Source organism: Sphingomonas sp. H160509, from assembly GCF_024124765.2.
Lineage (GTDB): Bacteria > Pseudomonadota > Alphaproteobacteria > Sphingomonadales > Sphingomonadaceae > Sphingomonas.
In genome coordinates this window covers 2,547,091-2,565,494 of record NZ_JAMXSR020000002.1, presented here as the reverse complement: position 1 = coordinate 2,565,494, position 18,404 = coordinate 2,547,091, and the positions used below count along the sequence as shown (strand labels likewise).

The window sequence follows — 18,404 nt, the reverse complement described above, 5'->3', positions numbered from 1 at the left end:
TAGAGCCGCAACCGATCCGCGATCCGGACACCGACCCACCCCAACCCCCTCCCTTCCAGGGAGGGGAGCAGCGCCACGGCGGCTCAAACCGTCTCGCGCAACTCCAGCGCCCGCTTGAACACCGCGTCGAACATATCCGCGGTCAGCACGCCCGTATTCACGTTGTACCGCGAGCAATGGAAGCTATCGATCAGCACGCGACCATCGGGCATCACATGCTCCGCGCCATGTGCGAAGCGCGCCTTGGGCAAGCGCCCGCCGAGCATCTTCACCGCCGACTGATGCGCGATATGCCCCAGCGCCACGAACACCCGCGCGGTCGGCACCGCATCCGCCTGCGTCTCGAGGAACGGCCGGCAGGTGCGGATTTCCTCTGGGGTCGGCTTGTTCTCGGGCGGCAGGCACTTCACCGCGTTGAGGATGATCGCGCCGTCCAGCGCCAGCCCGTCCTCGGCCTTCGCGCCATAGGTGCCCGTCGCAAGCCCGAACCGCCCGAGCGTCTCGTACAGGAACTGCCCCGCATAATCGCCGGTGAACGCGCGGCCCGTGCGGTTCGCACCGTGCTTGCCCGGCGCGAGGCCGATGATGCCGAGCCACGCGGCGGGATCGCCGAACGCGGGAACGGGTGCGTTCCACCAGGTGGGGAACTCGGTCCGCAACTGCTCGCGCACGGCGACTAGGCGGGGGGCAGAGCGGGCAATCATGGGGTGGCTCTGTCTCGGGCAGCGCGGAGACGGGCGCGAAGACGGTCGTGACGTCGACGTCGCCGGTCTCTTCGACGGTTTCGGGAAGCTCGTTGGTGTAAGGTGTGGAATCCATGGGATTGCGCTAGGCGGACCAAATGTCGCCTGCAACCCCGCTCCCGCCGATCGCGCAGGCCGCAACCACCTACGCGATCGCGCTCGGCTCCAACCGACGCGGCCGTCACGGGAGCCCCGAGCGCGAGATCGCCGCCGCGCTGGAGACGATCCGCACGATCGTCGCACGATCGCCGACCGTCGCCAGCGCACCATTAGGTCCCTCGAACCGCCGTTACGCCAACGCCGTCGCGCTGGTCGAGACGTCCGAGGACCCCGCCGCGCTGCTGGTCCGCCTCAAACGGATCGAGCGCGCGTTCGGTCGTCGCCCCGGACGCCGCTGGGGCAGCCGCGTCCTCGACCTCGACATCATCCTCTGGTCGGGCGGCGCCTGGTCGTCGCCCGGGCTCACCGTTCCGCACGCCGCATTCCGCACGCGCAGCTTCGTCCTTGCACCGCTTGCAGGCCTGATCCCGAACTGGCGCGATCCGCTGACCGGGCGAACGATCCGGCAATTGGCGCAATCGGTTGACCGAAAGCGGCCACGCGATTAGGTGCGCGGTCCACGATGGCGGGGGTCCGTAGCTCAGTTGGTAGAGCAAGCGACTTTTAATCGAGAGGTCCCGGGTTCGAGCCCCGGCGGACCCACCATCGATGCTTCGGGCGTTGCGCCGAGCAGGCGGCGGCATGTCCCGGCGATTCTCGCGGGCGCGTCTGTCGCGGCGATTGGGCTTGCCCTCATCCTCCTCGTCGGTCTCGCGGTCGATCACTGGCCGTTCGCGTTCGACCGGTCGATCATCCTCGGCCTGCGCGCGTGGGGCGGGCCGTCATGGCTGCCCAAGGTCGCGGCCGACGTCACCGCGCTCGGCGGCGGCATCGTCCTGACGATCGTCGTGGTAGTCGCCGCCGGCCTGCTGATCGTCCAGCGCCTCTGGCTGACCGCAGCCGCCATGGTCGCGGCCAGCGTCACCGGCAATATCGTGGTCGAACTCGTCAAGCTGCAGGTCGCCCGCCCGCGCCCCGACATCGTCGCGCACCTCGTCACGGTCACGCATATGAGCTTTCCGAGGCGGGCATTCCGCGAACAGCGCGATCGTCTATCTCACGCTCGCCGGCCTCGCCTCGCAGGTAACTCCGGGACCGCGCGACCCGAGCGTATCTGCTGGTCGTCGCGATCCTGCTGGTCGGCGCGATCGGCTGCAGCCGCGTGTATCTGGGCGTCCACTGGCCGAGCGACGTGCTGGCCGGATGGAGCTTCGGCACGCTATGGGCGCTCGCCTGGTGGCTCGCAACCGCCCGCGCCCGTCGCGCGATCGGCGGCGAGCGCCACGCGTTCGGCACCCCGCCCGCCGATCAGTCCGCGTCCTAGCGGCCCTTCTCGGCGAGCGCCCGCTCCCAGGCCAGCGCATCGCGGACGATCCCGTCGAGATCGGCGTGGCGCGGCGTCCAGTCGAGCGTCTTTAGGATCGCGCGATTGTCCGAGATCAGCATCGCCGGATCGCCCGCACGACGTCCTTCCAGGCGACGCTCGATCGTCCGGTTGGTAACCTTGTCGACCGCATCGAGCACCTCGAGCACCGAGAAGCCCTTGCCATAGCCCGCGTTGAGCGTGTGGCTCTTGGCAGGGTTCGCGACCAGGACTTCCAACGCGGCGACATGCGCGGCGGCGAGGTCAGTGACGTGGATGTAATCGCGCACACCGGTGCCGTCGGGCGTGGCGAAATCCGTGCCGTAAACGCCTACCGCGTCGCGCTTGCCGGTCGCGGCCTCGACCGCGATCTTGATCAGGTGCGTCGCGCCGACCGTCGACTGGCCGCTACGGCCCTGCGGATCGGCGCCGGCGACGTTGAAGTAGCGCAGCGCCGCGTAGTTCATCGGATGCGCCGCGGCGACGTCGCGCAGCATCGCTTCGGTCATCAGCTTCGACATGCCGTAGGGGTTGATCGGCACGGTCGGATCACTCTCGGCCACGGGCACCTTCTCGGGCGTGCCGTAGGTCGCTGCGGTCGACGAGAAGATGAAGTGCGGCACGCCCTCGACCACAGCGCTCTCGATCAGCGCACGGCTCGCGGCGGTGTTGTTGCGGTAATATTTGAGCGGATCGCTGACCGACTCGGGGACCACGACGGAGCCGGCGAAATGCATGATAGCGCGGACGTTGTGCTCGCGGATCGCCGCGCGGACCTTCGCATCATCTGCGACGTTCGCTTCGACGAGTGCGGCGCGAGGATCGACCGCCCAGTCGAATCCCGTGACCAGATTGTCGAGCACGACGACGTCGTACCCTGCGTCGAGCAACGCCAGCACCGCGTGGCTGCCGATATAGCCGGCCCCGCCAGTCACCATAACCTTACCGTCAATCACGCGCGTCTCCTCTTTGTTGCGGGGTAGCGACTTCCTACATTGGCGGAAAGGAGATCGTTATGACGGATTATGTAACGCTGGCCGGCGGCTGCTTCTGGTGCACCGAGGCTGTGTTCAAGGATGTGATCGGGGTCGAGTCGGCCGAGAGCGGCTATATCGGTGGGCACGTGCCCAACCCGACGTACAAGCAGGTCTGCGGCGGCGACACCGGCCATGCCGAGGCGATCCGCATTGGCTTCGATCCGGAGCAGCTGAAGCTGGGCGACCTGCTCGACATCTTCTTCGCGACGCACGACGCGACGACGCTGAACCGGCAGGGCAACGACGTCGGCACGCAGTATCGCTCGGCGATGTTCCCGGCAGACGATGCGCAGAAGGCGGAGATGGAGGCGGCGCTGGAGCGCGCTCAGGCCGACTCGCCCAAGCCGATCGTCACGACGATCGAGCCGATGGACACGTGGTACGAGGCCGAAGGCTACCATCAGGATTACTGGGAAACGTCGGGTCGCTCGAACCCGTATTGCATGGCGGTGATCCCGCCCAAGCTGCAGAAACTGCGCAAGAGCTTTGCCGCGCGGTCGAAGGCGGCGGTTACCGCGTAAGGTCGGAAATGCTGTTCCCCCGCGGACGCGGGGGCCCAGCTAAATACCGTCGTTCGACCTGACACCTGGACCCCCGCCTCCGCGGGGGAACGGGTGTTAGCGGTAAGCAGCCCGGCGAAGGCGGTCGTTGATCGCTTCGCCGATGCCTTCAGACGGGATCGGTGCGATGGCGATCTTCGCCGTATCATTCGCATCGGCGGCGTGAAGCAGGTCGAACAGCTTTGCGGCTGCTTCGACGAGGTCTCCAGAGGCGGAAAGGGTTATGTTGCCCGCCACTTCGCCGAAACCAATCAACCACTCGTCCGAACCTGCTTCGATCGCGTTCAGCCGAAGCGATTTTCTCGGCGCGTAGTGGCTTTCAAGCTGCCCAGGCGCAGTGAGCACTCCCTCACACCCCCGGCGAAGGCCGGGGCCCCATTGGGAGACGCTTATGACCCGGGTTGCGCTCCGTTATATCCGACGTTCCAACTGGGCCCCGGCCTTCGCCGGGGGGTGCTGTTCGCCGGAGGTGAACTGGAGATGGGTTACGATAGCCTCCGCCGTAACCGGCCCCGGCCGCAAGATCGTCCGCCCCGCCACGATCGTCGACTCCAGCCCAGCCTCGGTAGCCCCGTCGTCGAGAATCAACGGCACGTTCCCCCCAGACTCCCCGCCACATGCGCAGCGGTAGTCGGACTGATCCCCCGCTCGCATTGGCCGAAGGCGCCGCCAAAGGCCGCCCCGACTCCGCAATCAACCCTTGCATAGCCCGATGCCGAGGCACCCGAACCGCGATCGTATCCAACCCCGCCGTCACCAGCGCAGCGATCCCCGAATCCCCCTTACCGGCAGCACGAGCGTCAAAGGCCCCGGCCAGAACGCCGCCGCCAACGCCCGAGCATCCGCATCGAACACCGCGATCAACTCCGCCGCCGCCAGGTCCACCACATGCACGATCAACGGATTGAAACTCGGCCGCCCCTTCGCGGCATAAATCCGCGCCACCGCCTCGGCATTGGTCGCGTCCGCCGCGAGCCCATACACCGTCTCGGTCGGCACCGCGACGATCCCGCCGTCGCGAATCAGCGCGGCGGCTTCGGCGATCGCGGCCGTGCCGTAGGGTAAAATCCGGGGGTGTGGACGGGTCATTCCACAGGCGTATAGCGGGTCCAAACCGTAGCGATAAGAGGATGCGATGGCCTTCACTCCAGCAACCACCGAACAGCGTTTCGTGCTCGACCATGTCGTGCGGATCGGCGAGATCGCCGCGACCGAACGCTATGCCGCTGCCAGCGACGACGTCGTCGACGCGGTCCTCGAAGGCGTCGGCCAGTTGGCGTCGGGCGAATGGGCGCCGCTCAACCGCACCGGCGACACCGTCGGCGCAAAATGGACTCCGGACGGCGTCGTCATGCCCGACGGCTTCGCGCAGGCGTACAAGGATTATGTCGAGGGCGGCTGGGGCACGATCGGCGTCGACGAGGAATGGGGCGGGCAGGGCCTGCCGTTCGCGATCCAGACCGCGGTGCTCGACACGCTCGGCTCGGCCAACATGGGCTTCGCGCTGTGCCCGACGCTCACCGTCGGCGCGATCGAGGCGCTCCAGCATCACGGCAGCCCTGAGCAGCAGGCGCTCTACCTCCCCCATCTCGCGACCGGCGAATGGACCGGCACGATGAACCTCACCGAGCCGCAGGCAGGCTCCGACGTCGGCGCTCTCCGCGCTACCGCGACCCCCTCGGCGACGGTAAATGGTCGATCAAGGGTACCAAGATCTACATCTCGTTCGGCGATCACGACATGGCGCCGAACATCGTCCATCTCGTCCTCGCGCGGACACCGGGCGCACCGGCGGGGACCAAGGGCATCTCGCTGTTCCTCGTCCCCAAGTACCGCCTCCAGGAAGACGGCACGCCGGGCGAGTTCAACGACGTCCGCGTCGTCTCGATCGAGCACAAGATGGGCCTCCACGCGTCGCCGACCTGCGTGCTGAGCTTCGGCGACAATGACGATTGCATCGGCGAGCTGATCGGCGCGGAACTCGGCGGCATCCGCGCGATGTTCACGATGATGAACAACGCGCGGTTGAACGTCGGTCTCCAGGGCGTCCAGGTCGCCGAGGGCGCGACGCAGGGCGCGGTCGCCTATGCGCTCGACCGTGTGCAATCGGCGCGCGCCGGCTCGCCGAACAAGGACTCGGTCAAGATCGTCGAGCATCCCGATGTTCGCCGCATGCTGATGCGGATGAAGGCGCAGACGCAGGCGGCACGCGCGCTCGTCTATTACGCGGCCGGGCAGGTCGACCGCGCCAATCTCGGCGACCACGCCGCGCGCAACCGCCTCGAACTCGTCACGCCACTCGCCAAGGCGCACGGCACCGATCTCGGCAATGAAGTCGCGTCGCTCGGCATCCAGGTCCACGGCGGCATGGGCTATGTCGAGGAAACCGGCGCCGCGCAGTATTTCCGCGATGCCCGCATCACGCCGATCTACGAGGGCACCAACGGCATCCAGGCGGCGGATCTGGTCGGACGCAAACTCGGGCTCGACAATGGCGGCGCGTTCGCCACGCTGATCGCCGACATCCGCGCGGAAGCGAAGGACGAGCAGTTGCTGGCCTTGGTCGACGCCTGCGAAGCGATCGGGCGTAAGCTCGCCACCGCGGACGCCGACGACAAGCTGGCCGCTAGCTACCCGTTCCTCACGATGCTGTCGGTCGCGACCTGCGGCTGGCTGATGGAGCGGCAGGGCGAAGTTGCCGGCACCGACGACTTCGGCCGGATGAAGTCGGCTGCGGTGCGCTTCTACCTCGACCAGATCGTCCCCGAGGCAATGGGCCTGAATGCGGCGGCCAACGCGAGCGCAGCGGTGCTGTACTCGATCGAAGCGGACCTGTTCGCGGCCTGATCGAGCCCCGCCACCCGTCATCCTGACGAAAGTCAGGATCCAGAGCCAAACACGTTAGCCCCTTTGGCTCTGGATCCTGGGTCGAGCCCAGGATGACGGGCGGGTTTGAGTGACGAGCACTCTCCTCGCCATTCGTGCAAACGCACCGCCTCTTTCGATCCTCCCCGCGCAAGGGGGAGGTGGCACCGAAGGTGACGGAGGGGGGAGGACTACGCAACGGCGGTGATGCCTTACCGCCCCCTCCGTCTGGCAAGCACCAGCCACCTCCCCCTTGCGGGGGAGGATCGCGAGGGGGGCCTCTAGTCGCGGTAAGCCAGAAACTATGCGTCATGCTGGGCTCGTTCCGGCATCCACCGTTCGGCAGACCCGAGAGCATTAAGAATGCGAAACGGTGGTCCCCGGAACAAGCCCGGGGTGACGGAGCAAGCAGGGCTGGCGCCCCATATCCCGTTCGCCCTGAGCGTAGTCGAAGGGCATGCCCAACGCGCAGGTGCTTCGACTTCGCTCAGCACGAACGGGGGAGGGGGAGCTCACTCTAGCGGCCCACCACTCGACGCCCCCGCCCAACGGACGGTATGGGGAAACAGCAAATCTCTGAAAGCCCGACCGATGTTCGACCTCGAAGCCTATCTCCTCCGTGTCGCCATGCCCGCGCGCCCGACGCTCGACTCGATCGGTCTCGGCCGCCTCCAGCACGCGCACCGTCTCTCGATCCCGTTCGAGGACCTCGACGTCGTCCTCGGCCGCGGCATCGCAATCGACACCGATTCAGTCTTCGCCAAGCTCGTCACCGCACGGCGCGGCGGCTATTGCTTCGAGCACAACCGGCTCTTTCTAGATGCGCTTAAAGAACTCGGCTTCACCGCCCGCCCGTTGCTCGCCCGCGTCTGGATCGCCGCAAGCGACGTGCCGCCGCTCACCCACACCTTCGCGCTGGTGACGATCGACGGCCAAGACTGGATCGCCGACACCGGCTTCGGCGGCAGCTACACGCCCGTCCTCCCGCTCGCCGACGGTGCCGAGGCAACCGCCCCCCGACGGCGCCCGCTTCCGCCTCGAAGCGACCGAACAAGGCTGGATGCTGCTCCGCGACGGCGATCCGATGACCACCGACGGTCGCGGCGAAACGGGAGGATTCCAGCCGCAATACAGCTTCACGCTCGCGCAAGTGTTCGATGCGGATCTCGCGATGTCGAACCACTGGACCTCGACCGCGCCGTCCAGCCGCTTCACCCACACCCCGATCGCCAGCATCGTCCTGCCGAACGGCTTCGCGTCGCTGATCGGCCGCAACTACCGCCGGCGCTCGGGGGCCGACACCACGGTTGGCGAGATCACAGACCCGCGCGTGTACCGTATCCGCATGAGCCTGTTGTTCGGGATCGACCTGAGCGTCGAGGACGTCGCGGCGCTGGGGTTGTTTTGAAGTTCAACCCCCCTTCCGTTCGTGCTGAGTAGCGACCGAGTAGCTCCGTCAGGAGCGTATCGAGGGTGCGTATCGAAGTACGGGTTCCACGCGCCAACCTGTCCTTCGATACGTCCTCGCGATACGCCGCTTCGCGCCTACTCGATGACTACTCAGGACGAACGGGGGGGAGCACGAACGGGACAGGGTGAAGACAAACGCAAGGGGTAGGGGAGGCGAAGGGAAATCGCTCGCAGCGGCTCAGGCCCGCTCGCGCTCCAGCAGATCATGCGCATCCAACCCCAACAGGTCGATATGCCCCAGGATCCGCGGCCACTGCGTCGTCACGAAATTCTCGCGCTCCGCCACCCGCAAAGCCTCCGCAGCGCCCGGCATCACGAACATCCCGACCCCGCGCCGCACCTCGACATAGCCGTCGTCCTGAAAGCTCTGATACGCCTTGGCAACCGTCAGCGGGTTGGCCCCCTGCTCGGCGGCAAACGCGCGCACCGACGGCAACTGATCGCCCGCACGGTAATCACCGCGTAAAATCCCCGCGGCGATCGTGCTGCGAAGGCGGATATAAACGGGGCTATCGTCGCTGCTGAGCGCTGTCATGCTGTTCTAATACAGCAATCTGGCGGAAAGTCGAGGCTCAGGATTCCCAATGGCTTACGAGCCGTGCCATATCCGGGCGAGGCCGTTCGTCGAGCGCGCGCGACGGCGTGCCGATGAACATGAACCCCGCGATCCGCTCCGCCGCGGACCCGAACGCATCGCGCACCAGGTCAGAATAGGCCGGCCAACCGGTCAGCCAACCCCCCGCAAACCCCTCCGCATGCACCGCGTGAAGCAGGTTCATGCACGCCGCGCCTGCCGAAAGCTCCTGTTCCCAAAGCGGAATCTTGCTCTCCTTCGGCGACGACAGCACGACCACCAGGGTCGGCGCCTGATGCGCGAACTGGTCGAGCGACTCGAGTTCGGTCCGCGACGCCGAAGGCCGCTCCGCGAGGTACGCATCCGTAATCAGCGTCGACAGCGCCGCGCGGTGTTCGTCACCCACGACGACGAACCGCCACGGCGCGAGCTTGCCGTGGTCGGGCGTCCGTGCCGCGATCTCGAGGATCGTCGCCAGCTGGTAAGAATCGGGGCCGGGCGCGATCAGGTCGCGTGGCTTGCCCGAGCGGCGGGTGGCGAGCAGCGAGAGCGGCGTGGAGCGGTCGTTGAGCATGCCCCGGCAGATAAGCCATGATGTGTGATATTTACAGGCCGAGCTTTGCCGCTAGGTTGCGCGCCATAACGGCCCCGCGTTCGACGGCGGCCAAGACGAGTATCAGGGAGCGTAAGAATGGTGGACACCCCGACCGCGGATACCCCGCGAGAGCCGGATATCACCCATATCAACCCGGCGTCCGGCGAAACCTGGTTCGGGCATCCCCGCCAGCTCGCGCGGCTGTTCACCACCGAAGCGTGGGAGCGGTTCGGCTATTACGGCATGCGCGCGCTGCTCACGCTGTACCTCACCAAGCATTTCGTGTTCGGCGACCGCGAGGCGACCGGCCTGTACGGCGGCTACACTGCGCTCGTGTATCTCACGCCGCTGGTCGGCGGCTATCTCGCGGATCAGTATCTAGGCTCCAAACGTGCCGTAAAATTCGGCGCGATCATCATGGCGCTGGGCTATCTACTGCTTTGCTTCGGCGGCGAGACTGCCAAGCCGTACGCGACGATCGCCAACCAGCGTTACGCGATCGAAGTCGTCGACCAGGCCGACAGCGAGGTCCGCTACCTCGTCGACGGCGCGAACAAGCTGAAGATCAAGGGTAACGACGACGGTACCGTCTCGCTGCTCGCCCCCCGACGGCTCGATCGCGCGCACGGTGGAGAAGGGCGGCTTCGAATCGGGCGCCGAACGCAGCAGCTTCTACGTCACGATCATGCTGCTCGCGCTCTGCATGATCTCGGTCGGCAACGGCTTCTTCAAGCCCAACATCTCGACGATGGTCGGCGAACTCTACGCACAAGGCGACAAGCGCCGCGATGCCGGGTTCACGATCTTCTACATGGGGATCAACCTCGGCTCGCTGTTCTCGCAGCTGCTCTGCCCGTTCCTCGCGGTCGCAGTCGGCTGGTGGGCCGGCTTCGGCCTCGCCGCGATTGGCATGCTCGCCTCGTGGACGCTGATCCAGTTCGATGGCGGCAAGCTCGATGGCTACGGCGAGCCCCCGGTCCGCACCGGTCCCGATCGCGCGCTCGGCATCTATGCGCTCGCGTTGCTCGGCATTCCGATCTTCTACCTGCTGTTCGTCAACCTCATGAACGCGGTGCCGCCGGTGCCGGGCTCCGGGATCGTCGGCTACATCGCCTCGCTGTCGCTGATGGGCAAATTGCTGTTCGGCACGTTCCTGATCGCGGTACCCGGCATCCTGATCTGGTCGTTCGTCAACGGCGAGCGTCGCGAGTTCCAGATGATGCTCGCGGCGATGGTCCTGATCGTGTTCAACGTCGTGTTCTGGACGCTGTTCGAGCAGGCAGGCTCGTCGCTGACGTTGTTCGCGGATCGCAACACCGATCTCAGCGTGTTCGGGCTGTTCAGCATCTCGGCCGGCCAGACCCAGTTCTTCAACGCGTTCTTCATCGTCGCGCTGGCGCCGGTGATGTCGATCCTGTGGACCAAGCTCGCCGCCAAGGGCCTGGAGCCGTCGATCCCCGTCAAGTTCGGCATCGCGCTGATCGGCGTGGGCGTCGGCTTCCTGTTCCTCGTCTGGGGCGCAAGCATGGTCGGGCCTTCGTTCAAGGTCGCGATCTGGTGGCTCGCCGGGCTGTATTTCATCCACTCGTTCGCCGAGCTCTGCATCTCGCCGGTCGGCCTCAGCATGATCACCAAGCTGTCGATCGCGCGCGTCGTCGGGCTGATGATGGGCGTCTGGTTCCTGTCGATCTCGGTCGCGCAATATGTCGCTGGCGTCGTCGCACAGGTCGCCAGCGTCGAGACGGTCGGTGGCCAGGTGACGAACCTGAAGGTCAGCCTGGACACCTATGCCGGCGTGTTCTGGACGATCGGCCTGGTCTCGGCCGGGATCGGCGTCGTGCTGCTGCTGATCTCGCCGCTGATCAAGAAGTGGATGCACGGCGTTCAGTAACGTCAAATTCCCTCCCGCTCGCGGGCGGGAGCGGGAGACAGCAAATTCCCCTCCCGCTTGCGGGAGGGGGTTAGGGGAGGGCGCGACGTACGTACTGGCGTCCGGTCTACTGGAGGAGCCCCTCCCCCGACCCCTCCCGCAGGCGGGAGGGGAGAAGTCAGATCCGCGTCATCGACAGCGCCTTTTCGCCGTAGCGCGGCCCAGCCGTCCCACCCCGAGGCGCCGCCGCATCCAGCTTCGCCAGATCGTCCGCCGACAGCGCAACGTCCGCCGCCTTCATGCTGTCCTCCAGCGTAACCCGGCGCTTCGACCCCGGGATCGGCACGATATCGTCCCCCCTGCGCCAACAGCCAAGCGAGCGCGATCTGCGCCGGCGAGGCGCCATGCGCATCGGCAATCGACTTCACCACCGCGACCATCTCCATGTTCTTGGCGAAGTTCTCCTCCGAATAGCGCGGATCGTTGCGCCGATAATCGCCCTCCGGCAGCTCCGACCGAGCAGCAATCTGCCCCGTCAAAAACCCGCGCCCGAGCGGCGAATACGGCACGAACCCGATCCCCAGCTTGCGGCACAACGGCAGGATCTCGTCCTCGACGTCACGCTCCCACAGCGAATACTCGCTTTGCAAAGCCGCGATCGGATGCGTCGCGGCCGCACGGCGAATGGTGTCCAGCCCAGCCTCCGACAGCCCGAGATGCCGCACCTTGCCCTCGCGTACGAGGTCGCCCATCGCGCCGACCGTATCCTCGATCGGCACGCCCGGATCAACGCGGTGCTGGTAGAGCAGATCGATCGTCTCGACCCCAAGCCGCTTCAGCGATCCCTCGCACGCCCGCCGCACATTGGCCGGCGTCGAGTCCACCCCCGTCATCCCGTTCTCGTCATACCGAAACCCGAACTTCGTCGCGATCACGACGCCGTCGCGCTTGCCCCGGATCGCCTTGCCGACCAGTTCCTCATTGACCAGCGGGCCATAGATCTCGGCGGTGTCGAACAGCGTCACGCCCAGCTCGATCGCGCGGTGGATGGTGGCGATACTCTCGTCGGCGTTCGCCTCGCCGTACATGCCCTTGCCGATGCCGGCCATCGGCATGCAGCCGAGACCCAGCGCGGAAACCTCGAAATCAGGGCCGAGCGTGCGATACTTCATGCGGAATCTCCTGAGCGCCGTTCCCGTGATCGGACCGCGCCGCGACGGAGATGGTAACGGCGGTGTCCATCGTCACGTTCCCGACGGTCCGAAACAGGTCGGGTATGGTCTCGACTGCGATGAGCAGACCCAGCACCTCGAGCGGGATGCCCATCGCCAGCGCCACCGGCGCGACCGAGGCGACGAAGCTGATCGTGCCGGGCAGCGAGATCGACCCCATCGTCGTGATCGCCGCGGTCGCCACGCCTGCCGCCATCTGCCCCGGCCCGATCGGCAGCCCCAGCCAGTGCGCGACGTACAGCGCGACCGCGAGGTTCATCGCCGGGCTAGTCGCGCGGAACACCGCGACCGACAGTGGCAGGACGATCCCGGCCGTGGCAGGCGACGCGCCGAGATCGGTCGACGCCTTCAACATCGCCGGCAACGACGCGAGCGACGATTGCGTGCTGATCGCCACCGCCTGCGCCGGCGCGACCGCGCGCGCGAACCGACCGAAGCCGACGCGCCCGCCGATCATCCCGATCGGATAGGCGGACAGCAGGACGATGAAGCCGATCGCCGAGACGCAGACGATATAGTGCAGGAGCGCGCCGAACGCCGCCGTACCGGTGCGCGCGCCGACGCCGTAGGCGAGCGCGAAGATGCCGATCGGCGCCAGCTTCAGCACCCATGTGATGATGATCAGCAGCGCGTCGACCACTGCCTGGAAGAACCCGGTCAGCACACGGCGACGATCGTCGGGCAGCTTCGTCACGGCAAAGGCGAACGTCAGCGCGAAGACGGTGAGCGGCAGGAACGAGTCGCTGGAGGCGGCCGCGACGATGTTGGTCGGCACGATCGTGTCGAAGAACGCGCCGATCCCCGGCACCGGCCCAACCGGCGCGGCGCCCGTCAATGCGGCGCGCAACGCGGAGCCTAACGCGCGCGGCAGTGGAAAGGCATCCAAGATCAACGGCATGACCAGCGCGGACATGATCGTCGTACTCCACAGGATGACGACGATCATCACCATCGCCCGCACGGTGATCCGCCCGGCGCGCGCCGCCTCGGTGGTCGCGCCGATCCCGGTCACGAGCAGCCCGACGACCAGCGGCACGATCACCATCTGCAATCCGTGCAGCCATGCGGAGCCAATTGGCTGCGTTACCGCGGTCGCAGCGATCGCGTTTGCCGGCGACCAGGCGGCCGCGGCGATGCCCATCGCGATGCCACCGATCAGGGCTGCCAGAATCCGTGTAGTCTGCGACATGCTCGCCCTTCGTGTTCGACCGCGCTATCAACGGCTTCGGACACCGATACGGGACGGAAAGCGGACGCGATGGCAAGAAAATACTTCGGCACCGATGGCATTCGTGGCGCCACCAATGTCTCGCCGATGACGGCGGAGATGGCGATGAAGGTTGGCATGGCCGCCGGCGCCTACTTCCTGCGCGGCGATCACCGCCACCGCGTCGTGATCGGCAAGGATACGCGGTTGTCTGGCTATATGCTCGAATCCGCACTGGTTGCAGGGTTCACCAGTGTCGGCATGGACGTCGTCATGGTCGGGCCGATGCCGACACCCGCGGTCGCGATGCTCACCCATTCGATGCGCGCCGATATCGGTGTCATGATCTCTGCTAGCCATAACGCCTATGCGGACAACGGCATCAAGCTGTTCGGCCCCGACGGCTACAAGTTGTCGGACGAAGCGGAGGAAGCGATCGAGGCGCTGATCGACGGCGACATCCCGCTCGTGCCGTCCAGCCAGATCGGTCGCGCGCGCCGCATCGACGATGCGCAGGGTCGCTACATCCATTTCGCCAAGTCTACCTTCCCCGAGAATCTGCGCCTCGACGGGATGCGGGTCGTGATCGATTGCGCGAACGGCGCAGCGTACAAGGTCGCACCGTCGGCGCTTTGGGAACTCGGCGCGGACGTCGTCGCGATCGGCGTTACGCCCAACGGCACCAATATCAACGACGGCGTCGGCTCGACCGCGCCGCAGACGCTCGCCGAGACGGTCGTCGCGAGCGGCGCGGACATCGGCATCGCGCTCGACGGCGACGCGGATCGCCTGATTGTCGTCGATGAGACCGGCACGATCGTCGACGGCGACCAGCTGATGGCGACGATCGCGGCAAGCTGGGCGCGGCAGGGGGCGGCTTGCGGGCGGTGGCCTCGTCGCGACGGTGATGTCGAACCTGGGTCTGGAACGCCACCTGGCGGCACAAGGTCTCGGCCTCGTCCGGACCAAGGTCGGCGACCGCCATGTGCTCGAGAAGATGCGCTCCAGCGGCTACAATGTCGGTGGCGAGCAGTCGGGCCACATCATCCTGTCCGACTACGCGACGACCGGCGACGGATTGGTCGCCGCGCTTCAGATCCTGGCGGAGGTCAAGCGTTCGGGCGCACTGGCGAGCGAAGTGCTGCACCGGTTCGAGCCATTGCCGCAGTTGCTGAAGAACGTCCGCTTCGCCGGTGGCAAGCCGCTCGACAATGATGCCGTAAAGGCGGTGATCGCGCAGGCCGAGGCCGAACTGGCCGGCAACGGACGCCTGGTCATCCGTCCATCAGGCACCGAACCGGTGATCCGCGTGATGGCGGAAGGCGACGACCCGGCACAGGTCGAGCGCGTCGTCGACCGCATCTGCGACGCGGTCCAGAAGGCAGCCGCCTGATGCTCGAGATGCGCCCCGCCTGCGAACGCTGCACCACCGACCTTCCCGCCGACGCGCCGGGCGCATTCATCTGCTCGTTCGAATGCACCTTCTGCGCGGAATGCGCCGATGCACTCGACGAGCGCTGCCCGAACTGCGGCGGCGAATTGCTCGACCGCCCGACGAGGCTGGGCGAGGCACCGCCGCAAAAGCCGGCAGGCGCGCGGCGGCACTAGGAACGGTTCGAGTAAGCGCCACCTAACCACTTCTACCACCCCGGCGAAGGCCGGGGCCCAATTGGGAAGGCCGAAGTAACGGAACGCAAACCTCAGTCAGCAACCTCCCCCCAATTGGGCCCCGGCCCCCGCCGGGGTGGTGAAGAGAGGCACCCCCCTGTCCTACATCCGACCGATCATGCCATAGCCGATCCCATGACCGCCAACCGCGCCAAACCCAGTCCGGTATCCCCATTCCAACCCCGCCTCCGGCAATGTGCAGACTCGCGCCAGCGTCTGCACTTCGTGCACTTCGCCCTGATCTGGGACACTTTATGACAGCGCGGGTTCTCATAATAGCCGGCTCCGACTCGGGCGGCGGCGCTGGAATTCAGGCGGATATCAAGACGGTAACCATGCTCGGCGGCCACGCAATGACGGCCGTTACCGCGATCACCGCACAGAACACGCTCGGCGTGCAGGCGGTTCACCAGATCCCCACCGACATCGTCCTCGCGCAGATAGATTCGGTCGTCTCGGACATCGGCATCGACGCCGTAAAGATCGGCATGATCGGCTCGGCCGAAACCGCGAATGCCGTCGCGGATATTCTCACTAGCTTGTTCTCCCGCGAAGGCGGGAGCCCAGACTGGACTCCCGCCTTCGCGGGAGAACAACGAGGGGAAGGGCACCATCACCCTGCGCGCATCCCCATCATCTTCGACCCGGTAATGATCGCCACTTCCGGCTCCGTCCTCGCCGACGCCGCCACGATCGCCGCCTTCACCCGCCTCATGCGGATCGCCACGCTCGTAACCCCCCAACCTCCCCGAACTCGCAGCCCTCGGCGGCGAGCAAGCAATCCGCGCACTAGGCCCAGCAGTCCTCATAAAAGGCGGCCACGCCGAAGGCCCCCACATCACCGACCGCCTCGTCACCGACTCCGGCGAAACCCGCTGGACCAATCCCCGCATCGAAACCCGCCACGCGCACGGCACCGGCTGCACGCTCGCCAGCGGCATCGCGACCGGGCTCGCCCAAGGCCTGCCACTCGACGCCGCAATCGAGCGCGCCATCGCGTTCGTCCGCGCCGCGCTTGCCAACGCACCGGGGCTAGGCGCAGGCCACGGCCCAATGGGGCACGCCCTCGGCACCAGCCCGTTCGACCAGTTGAAAGACTACCAATGCCCGGCATGAAACACGAAAAGCTCTGCGTCGGCCCGGTCGCGGGTGTCGACGAAGCCGGCCGCGGCCCACTCGCGGGACCAGTCGTCGCCGCCGCCGTGATCCTCCCCCGCAAAAGGCGTCCCCCGCGGTATCGACGATTCAAAGAAGCTCTCCGCCTCGGAGCGCGAACGGCTCTGCGCGCGTCTCAAAGGCTGTGCGATCGTCGGCATCGGCATCGTCCAGCCGGACGAGATCGACACGCTCAACATCTACTGGGCGACGATGAAGGCGATGACGCTCGCAGTCGACGCGCTGGCGGTCGAACTCGGCCAGGCCCCCGGCCACGTCCTGGTCGACGGCAACCGCTTGCCCCGCTGGACCTACCCCGCCACGCCGCTCGTCGGCGGCGACGCGAAGTCGCTGTCGATCGCCGCCGCCTCGATCGTCGCAAAGCACACGCGCGACCTCATCATGATCGCCGCCGCCGACGTCCATCCCGAATATAACTGGCATTCGAACAAGGGCTATGGCTGCGCGCATCACATGAAGGCACTCCGCGATCACGGCCCCACGCCGATTCACCGCCGCAGTTTCGCCCCCCGTCGCCGCCGCCTATCTGGCGCGCGAGGGACTTTTCGCACAGGAAACGACGAGCTGAGTCTTTCGCGCCACACCCCAAGGGCTTGAGCCGCGAGTCTCCCACGACTCAACATCTGGGCAACGGCGACTCGATTGGTCGCAGCGACGGAATCGCACCGAAACGCCGTTAACGAATGTTTGCTTGACGGAGTCGGACAATTCCGCCGCTATGGGCGTCGATAAGGGGCGGAAAACATGGGTTTGATCGACACGATCGCACGGCCGCGTGCGAAGAAGACAGTGGAGCCGGCGGTTCAAGCCGTCCTTCCGCTCGACCAAATCCTGCGCGGCGACTGCATCGAACGGATGAAGGCGCTCCCGTCGAATTCCATCGACATGATCTTCGCCGACCCCCGTATAACCTCCAGCTCGGCGGCGAACTCTACCGTCCCGACGGGTCGCACGTGGACGCGGTCACCGACGACTGGGACAAGTTCGACACCTTCGCCGCCTACGACCGCTTCACCCGCGCCTGGCTCAAGGAAGCGCGCCGCATCCTCAAGGACGACGGCTCGCTCTGGGTCATCGGCAGCTACCACAACATTTTTCGCGTCGGCGCCGCCGTCCAGGACCTGGGTTACTGGATCCTCAACGACATCGTCTGGCGCAAGACCAACCCGATGCCGAACTTCCGCGGCACCCGCTTCACCAACGCGCACGAGACGCTGATCTGGGCGTCGAAGGGCGAGAAGGCGAAGTACCACTTCAACTACCGCGCGATGAAGACGCTCAACGACGAGCTCCAGATGCGCAGCGACTGGGAATTCCCAACCTGCGGCGGCGCCGAGCGGCTCAAGAAGAACGGCACCAAGGTGCATCCCACGCAGAAGCCAGAAGCGCTGCTCTACCGCATCTTGCTCGCGTGCACGAAGCCCGGCGACGTCGTGCTCGATCCGTTCTTCGGCACGGGCACCACCGGCGCGGTCGCTAAGCGTCTCGGTCGCAGCTGGATCGGCATCGACCGCGAAGGCGACTATATCGAAGCCGCGCAGGAACGGATCGAGGCCGCGCTGCCGCTCGATGAATCGGCACTCGCGACGATGATGAGTCCGCGCACGCAGCCCAAGGTCGCGTTCGGCGTGCTGGTCGAGAACGCGTATCTCGCCCCCGGCGCGGTGCTGACCGACTCGAAGCGCCGCTGGCGCGCGACGATCCGCGCGGACGGTTCGCTGCTCAGCGACTGCGGTACGATCGGCTCGATCCACAAGCTCGGCTCGACCCTCCAGAACGCGCCGGCCTGCAACGGCTGGAGCTTCTGGCACTACGAAAGCGACAAGGGGCTGAAACCGATCGACGACCTCCGCCAGACATATTTGCTGGCGAACACGATCTGACTTTTGCTCCCCTCCCGGGAAGGGAGGGGGCTGGGGGTGGGTTGGCGGCTTGGCAGGCGATA

General features: G+C 66.4%; 10 protein-coding genes, 1 tRNA gene and 10 pseudogenes. 13 read left to right on the top strand and 8 right to left on the bottom strand.

Annotation, left to right across the window (positions count from 1 at the left end; translation table 11 throughout):
• Positions 1-83 precede the first annotated feature (83 nt).
• Positions 84-726, bottom strand: a pseudogene (locus tag NHF48_RS14295) (uracil-DNA glycosylase).
• 115 nt (positions 727-841) lie between these two features.
• Here NHF48_RS14295 and folK point away from each other — a divergent pair.
• Entirely contained in the window at positions 842-1,351 is a 510-nt protein-coding gene (gene folK / locus NHF48_RS14290; RefSeq protein WP_253071475.1) for a 2-amino-4-hydroxy-6-hydroxymethyldihydropteridine diphosphokinase, read from the top strand.
• A gap of 21 nt (positions 1,352-1,372) precedes the next feature.
• A tRNA-Lys gene (locus tag NHF48_RS14285) sits at positions 1,373-1,448 on the top strand.
• Positions 1,449-1,624: 176 nt separating this feature from the next.
• On the opposite strand, the gene NHF48_RS14280 is transcribed toward NHF48_RS14285, so the two are convergent.
• Complete coding sequence (locus NHF48_RS14280; RefSeq protein ID WP_253071474.1) at positions 1,625-1,852, bottom strand: hypothetical protein; 228 nt, start codon at positions 1,850-1,852, stop codon at positions 1,625-1,627.
• A gap of 152 nt (positions 1,853-2,004) precedes the next feature.
• Between NHF48_RS14280 and NHF48_RS14275 the strand changes: the two genes are divergently transcribed.
• Positions 2,005-2,166, top strand: coding sequence for a phosphatase PAP2 family protein (locus NHF48_RS14275; RefSeq protein ID WP_253071473.1), 162 nt, complete (start codon positions 2,005-2,007; stop codon positions 2,164-2,166).
• Here the strand turns inward: NHF48_RS14275 and galE are convergent.
• Positions 2,163-3,161 (bottom strand): UDP-glucose 4-epimerase GalE, encoded by a 999-nt coding sequence (gene galE, locus NHF48_RS14270; RefSeq protein ID WP_253071472.1) that lies wholly within the window; start codon positions 3,159-3,161, stop codon positions 2,163-2,165. The two genes, NHF48_RS14275 and galE, sit on opposite strands and share 4 nt — an antisense overlap.
• Before the next feature lie 59 nt (positions 3,162-3,220).
• Here galE and msrA point away from each other — a divergent pair, with 59 nt between their 5' ends.
• Positions 3,221-3,763 carry a peptide-methionine (S)-S-oxide reductase MsrA gene (msrA, locus tag NHF48_RS14265; protein WP_253071471.1) on the top strand — a complete coding sequence of 181 codons (543 nt, stop codon included), beginning with the start codon at positions 3,221-3,223 and terminating at the stop codon, positions 3,761-3,763.
• A 96-nt stretch (positions 3,764-3,859) separates the two neighbouring features.
• Here msrA and NHF48_RS14260 read toward each other — a convergent pair.
• Positions 3,860-4,891 (bottom strand): annotated as a pseudogene (locus NHF48_RS14260) (L-threonylcarbamoyladenylate synthase).
• A 46-nt stretch (positions 4,892-4,937) separates the two neighbouring features.
• Between NHF48_RS14260 and NHF48_RS14255 the strand changes: the two are divergent.
• The 3 genes and pseudogenes from NHF48_RS14255 to NHF48_RS25200 all read left to right on the top strand — a co-directional run bounded on the left by NHF48_RS14255 (position 4,938) and on the right by NHF48_RS25200 (position 8,075).
• A pseudogene (locus NHF48_RS14255) lies at positions 4,938-6,649 on the top strand (acyl-CoA dehydrogenase).
• A gap of 381 nt (positions 6,650-7,030) precedes the next feature.
• Positions 7,031-7,603: pseudogene (locus tag NHF48_RS25205) on the top strand (arylamine N-acetyltransferase family protein); the annotation flags it as partial.
• 61 nt (positions 7,604-7,664) lie between these two features.
• Positions 7,665-8,075: an arylamine N-acetyltransferase gene (locus NHF48_RS25200; protein ID WP_342454657.1), complete on the top strand. Its 411-nt coding sequence runs from the start codon at positions 7,665-7,667 to the stop codon at positions 8,073-8,075.
• Positions 8,076-8,315: 240 nt separating this feature from the next.
• Here NHF48_RS25200 and NHF48_RS14245 read toward each other — a convergent pair whose 3' ends face one another.
• Both NHF48_RS14245 and NHF48_RS14240 read right to left on the bottom strand, forming a co-directional pair.
• Positions 8,316-8,672 (bottom strand): GntR family transcriptional regulator, encoded by a 357-nt coding sequence (locus tag NHF48_RS14245; RefSeq protein WP_056053547.1) that lies wholly within the window; start codon positions 8,670-8,672, stop codon positions 8,316-8,318.
• 37 nt (positions 8,673-8,709) lie between these two features.
• Complete coding sequence (locus tag NHF48_RS14240; RefSeq protein WP_056064276.1) at positions 8,710-9,285, bottom strand: nitroreductase family protein; 576 nt, start codon at positions 9,283-9,285, stop codon at positions 8,710-8,712.
• A gap of 117 nt (positions 9,286-9,402) precedes the next feature.
• Here NHF48_RS14240 and NHF48_RS14235 point away from each other — a divergent pair.
• A pseudogene (locus tag NHF48_RS14235) lies at positions 9,403-11,197 on the top strand (peptide MFS transporter).
• Between the two features lie 157 nt (positions 11,198-11,354).
• Here NHF48_RS14235 and NHF48_RS14230 read toward each other — a convergent pair.
• Together NHF48_RS14230 and NHF48_RS14225 are read right to left on the bottom strand one after the other, a co-directional pair.
• Positions 11,355-12,348, bottom strand: a pseudogene (locus tag NHF48_RS14230) (aldo/keto reductase).
• Positions 12,323-13,597 (bottom strand): dicarboxylate/amino acid:cation symporter, encoded by a 1,275-nt coding sequence (locus NHF48_RS14225; RefSeq protein WP_253071470.1) that lies wholly within the window; start codon positions 13,595-13,597, stop codon positions 12,323-12,325. The pseudogene NHF48_RS14230 and the gene NHF48_RS14225 overlap by 26 nt, the downstream one beginning before the upstream one ends.
• A 69-nt stretch (positions 13,598-13,666) precedes the next feature.
• Between NHF48_RS14225 and glmM the strand changes: the two are divergent.
• The 5 genes and pseudogenes from glmM (at position 13,667) to NHF48_RS14200 (ending at position 18,342) form a co-directional block, all read left to right on the top strand.
• Positions 13,667-15,008: pseudogene (gene glmM / locus NHF48_RS14220) on the top strand (phosphoglucosamine mutase).
• Entirely contained in the window at positions 15,008-15,223 is a 216-nt protein-coding gene (locus tag NHF48_RS14215; protein ID WP_056064261.1) for a DUF1272 domain-containing protein, read from the top strand. Before glmM ends, NHF48_RS14215 begins: the two are co-directional and overlap by 1 nt.
• A gap of 314 nt (positions 15,224-15,537) precedes the next feature.
• Positions 15,538-16,399: pseudogene (gene thiD, locus NHF48_RS14210) on the top strand (bifunctional hydroxymethylpyrimidine kinase/phosphomethylpyrimidine kinase).
• Positions 16,387-17,056: pseudogene (locus tag NHF48_RS14205) on the top strand (ribonuclease HII). Before thiD ends, NHF48_RS14205 begins: the two co-directional pseudogenes overlap by 13 nt.
• 147 nt (positions 17,057-17,203) lie before the next feature.
• Positions 17,204-18,342 (top strand): annotated as a pseudogene (locus tag NHF48_RS14200) (DNA methyltransferase).
• The last annotated feature ends 62 nt before the right edge of the window (positions 18,343-18,404 follow it).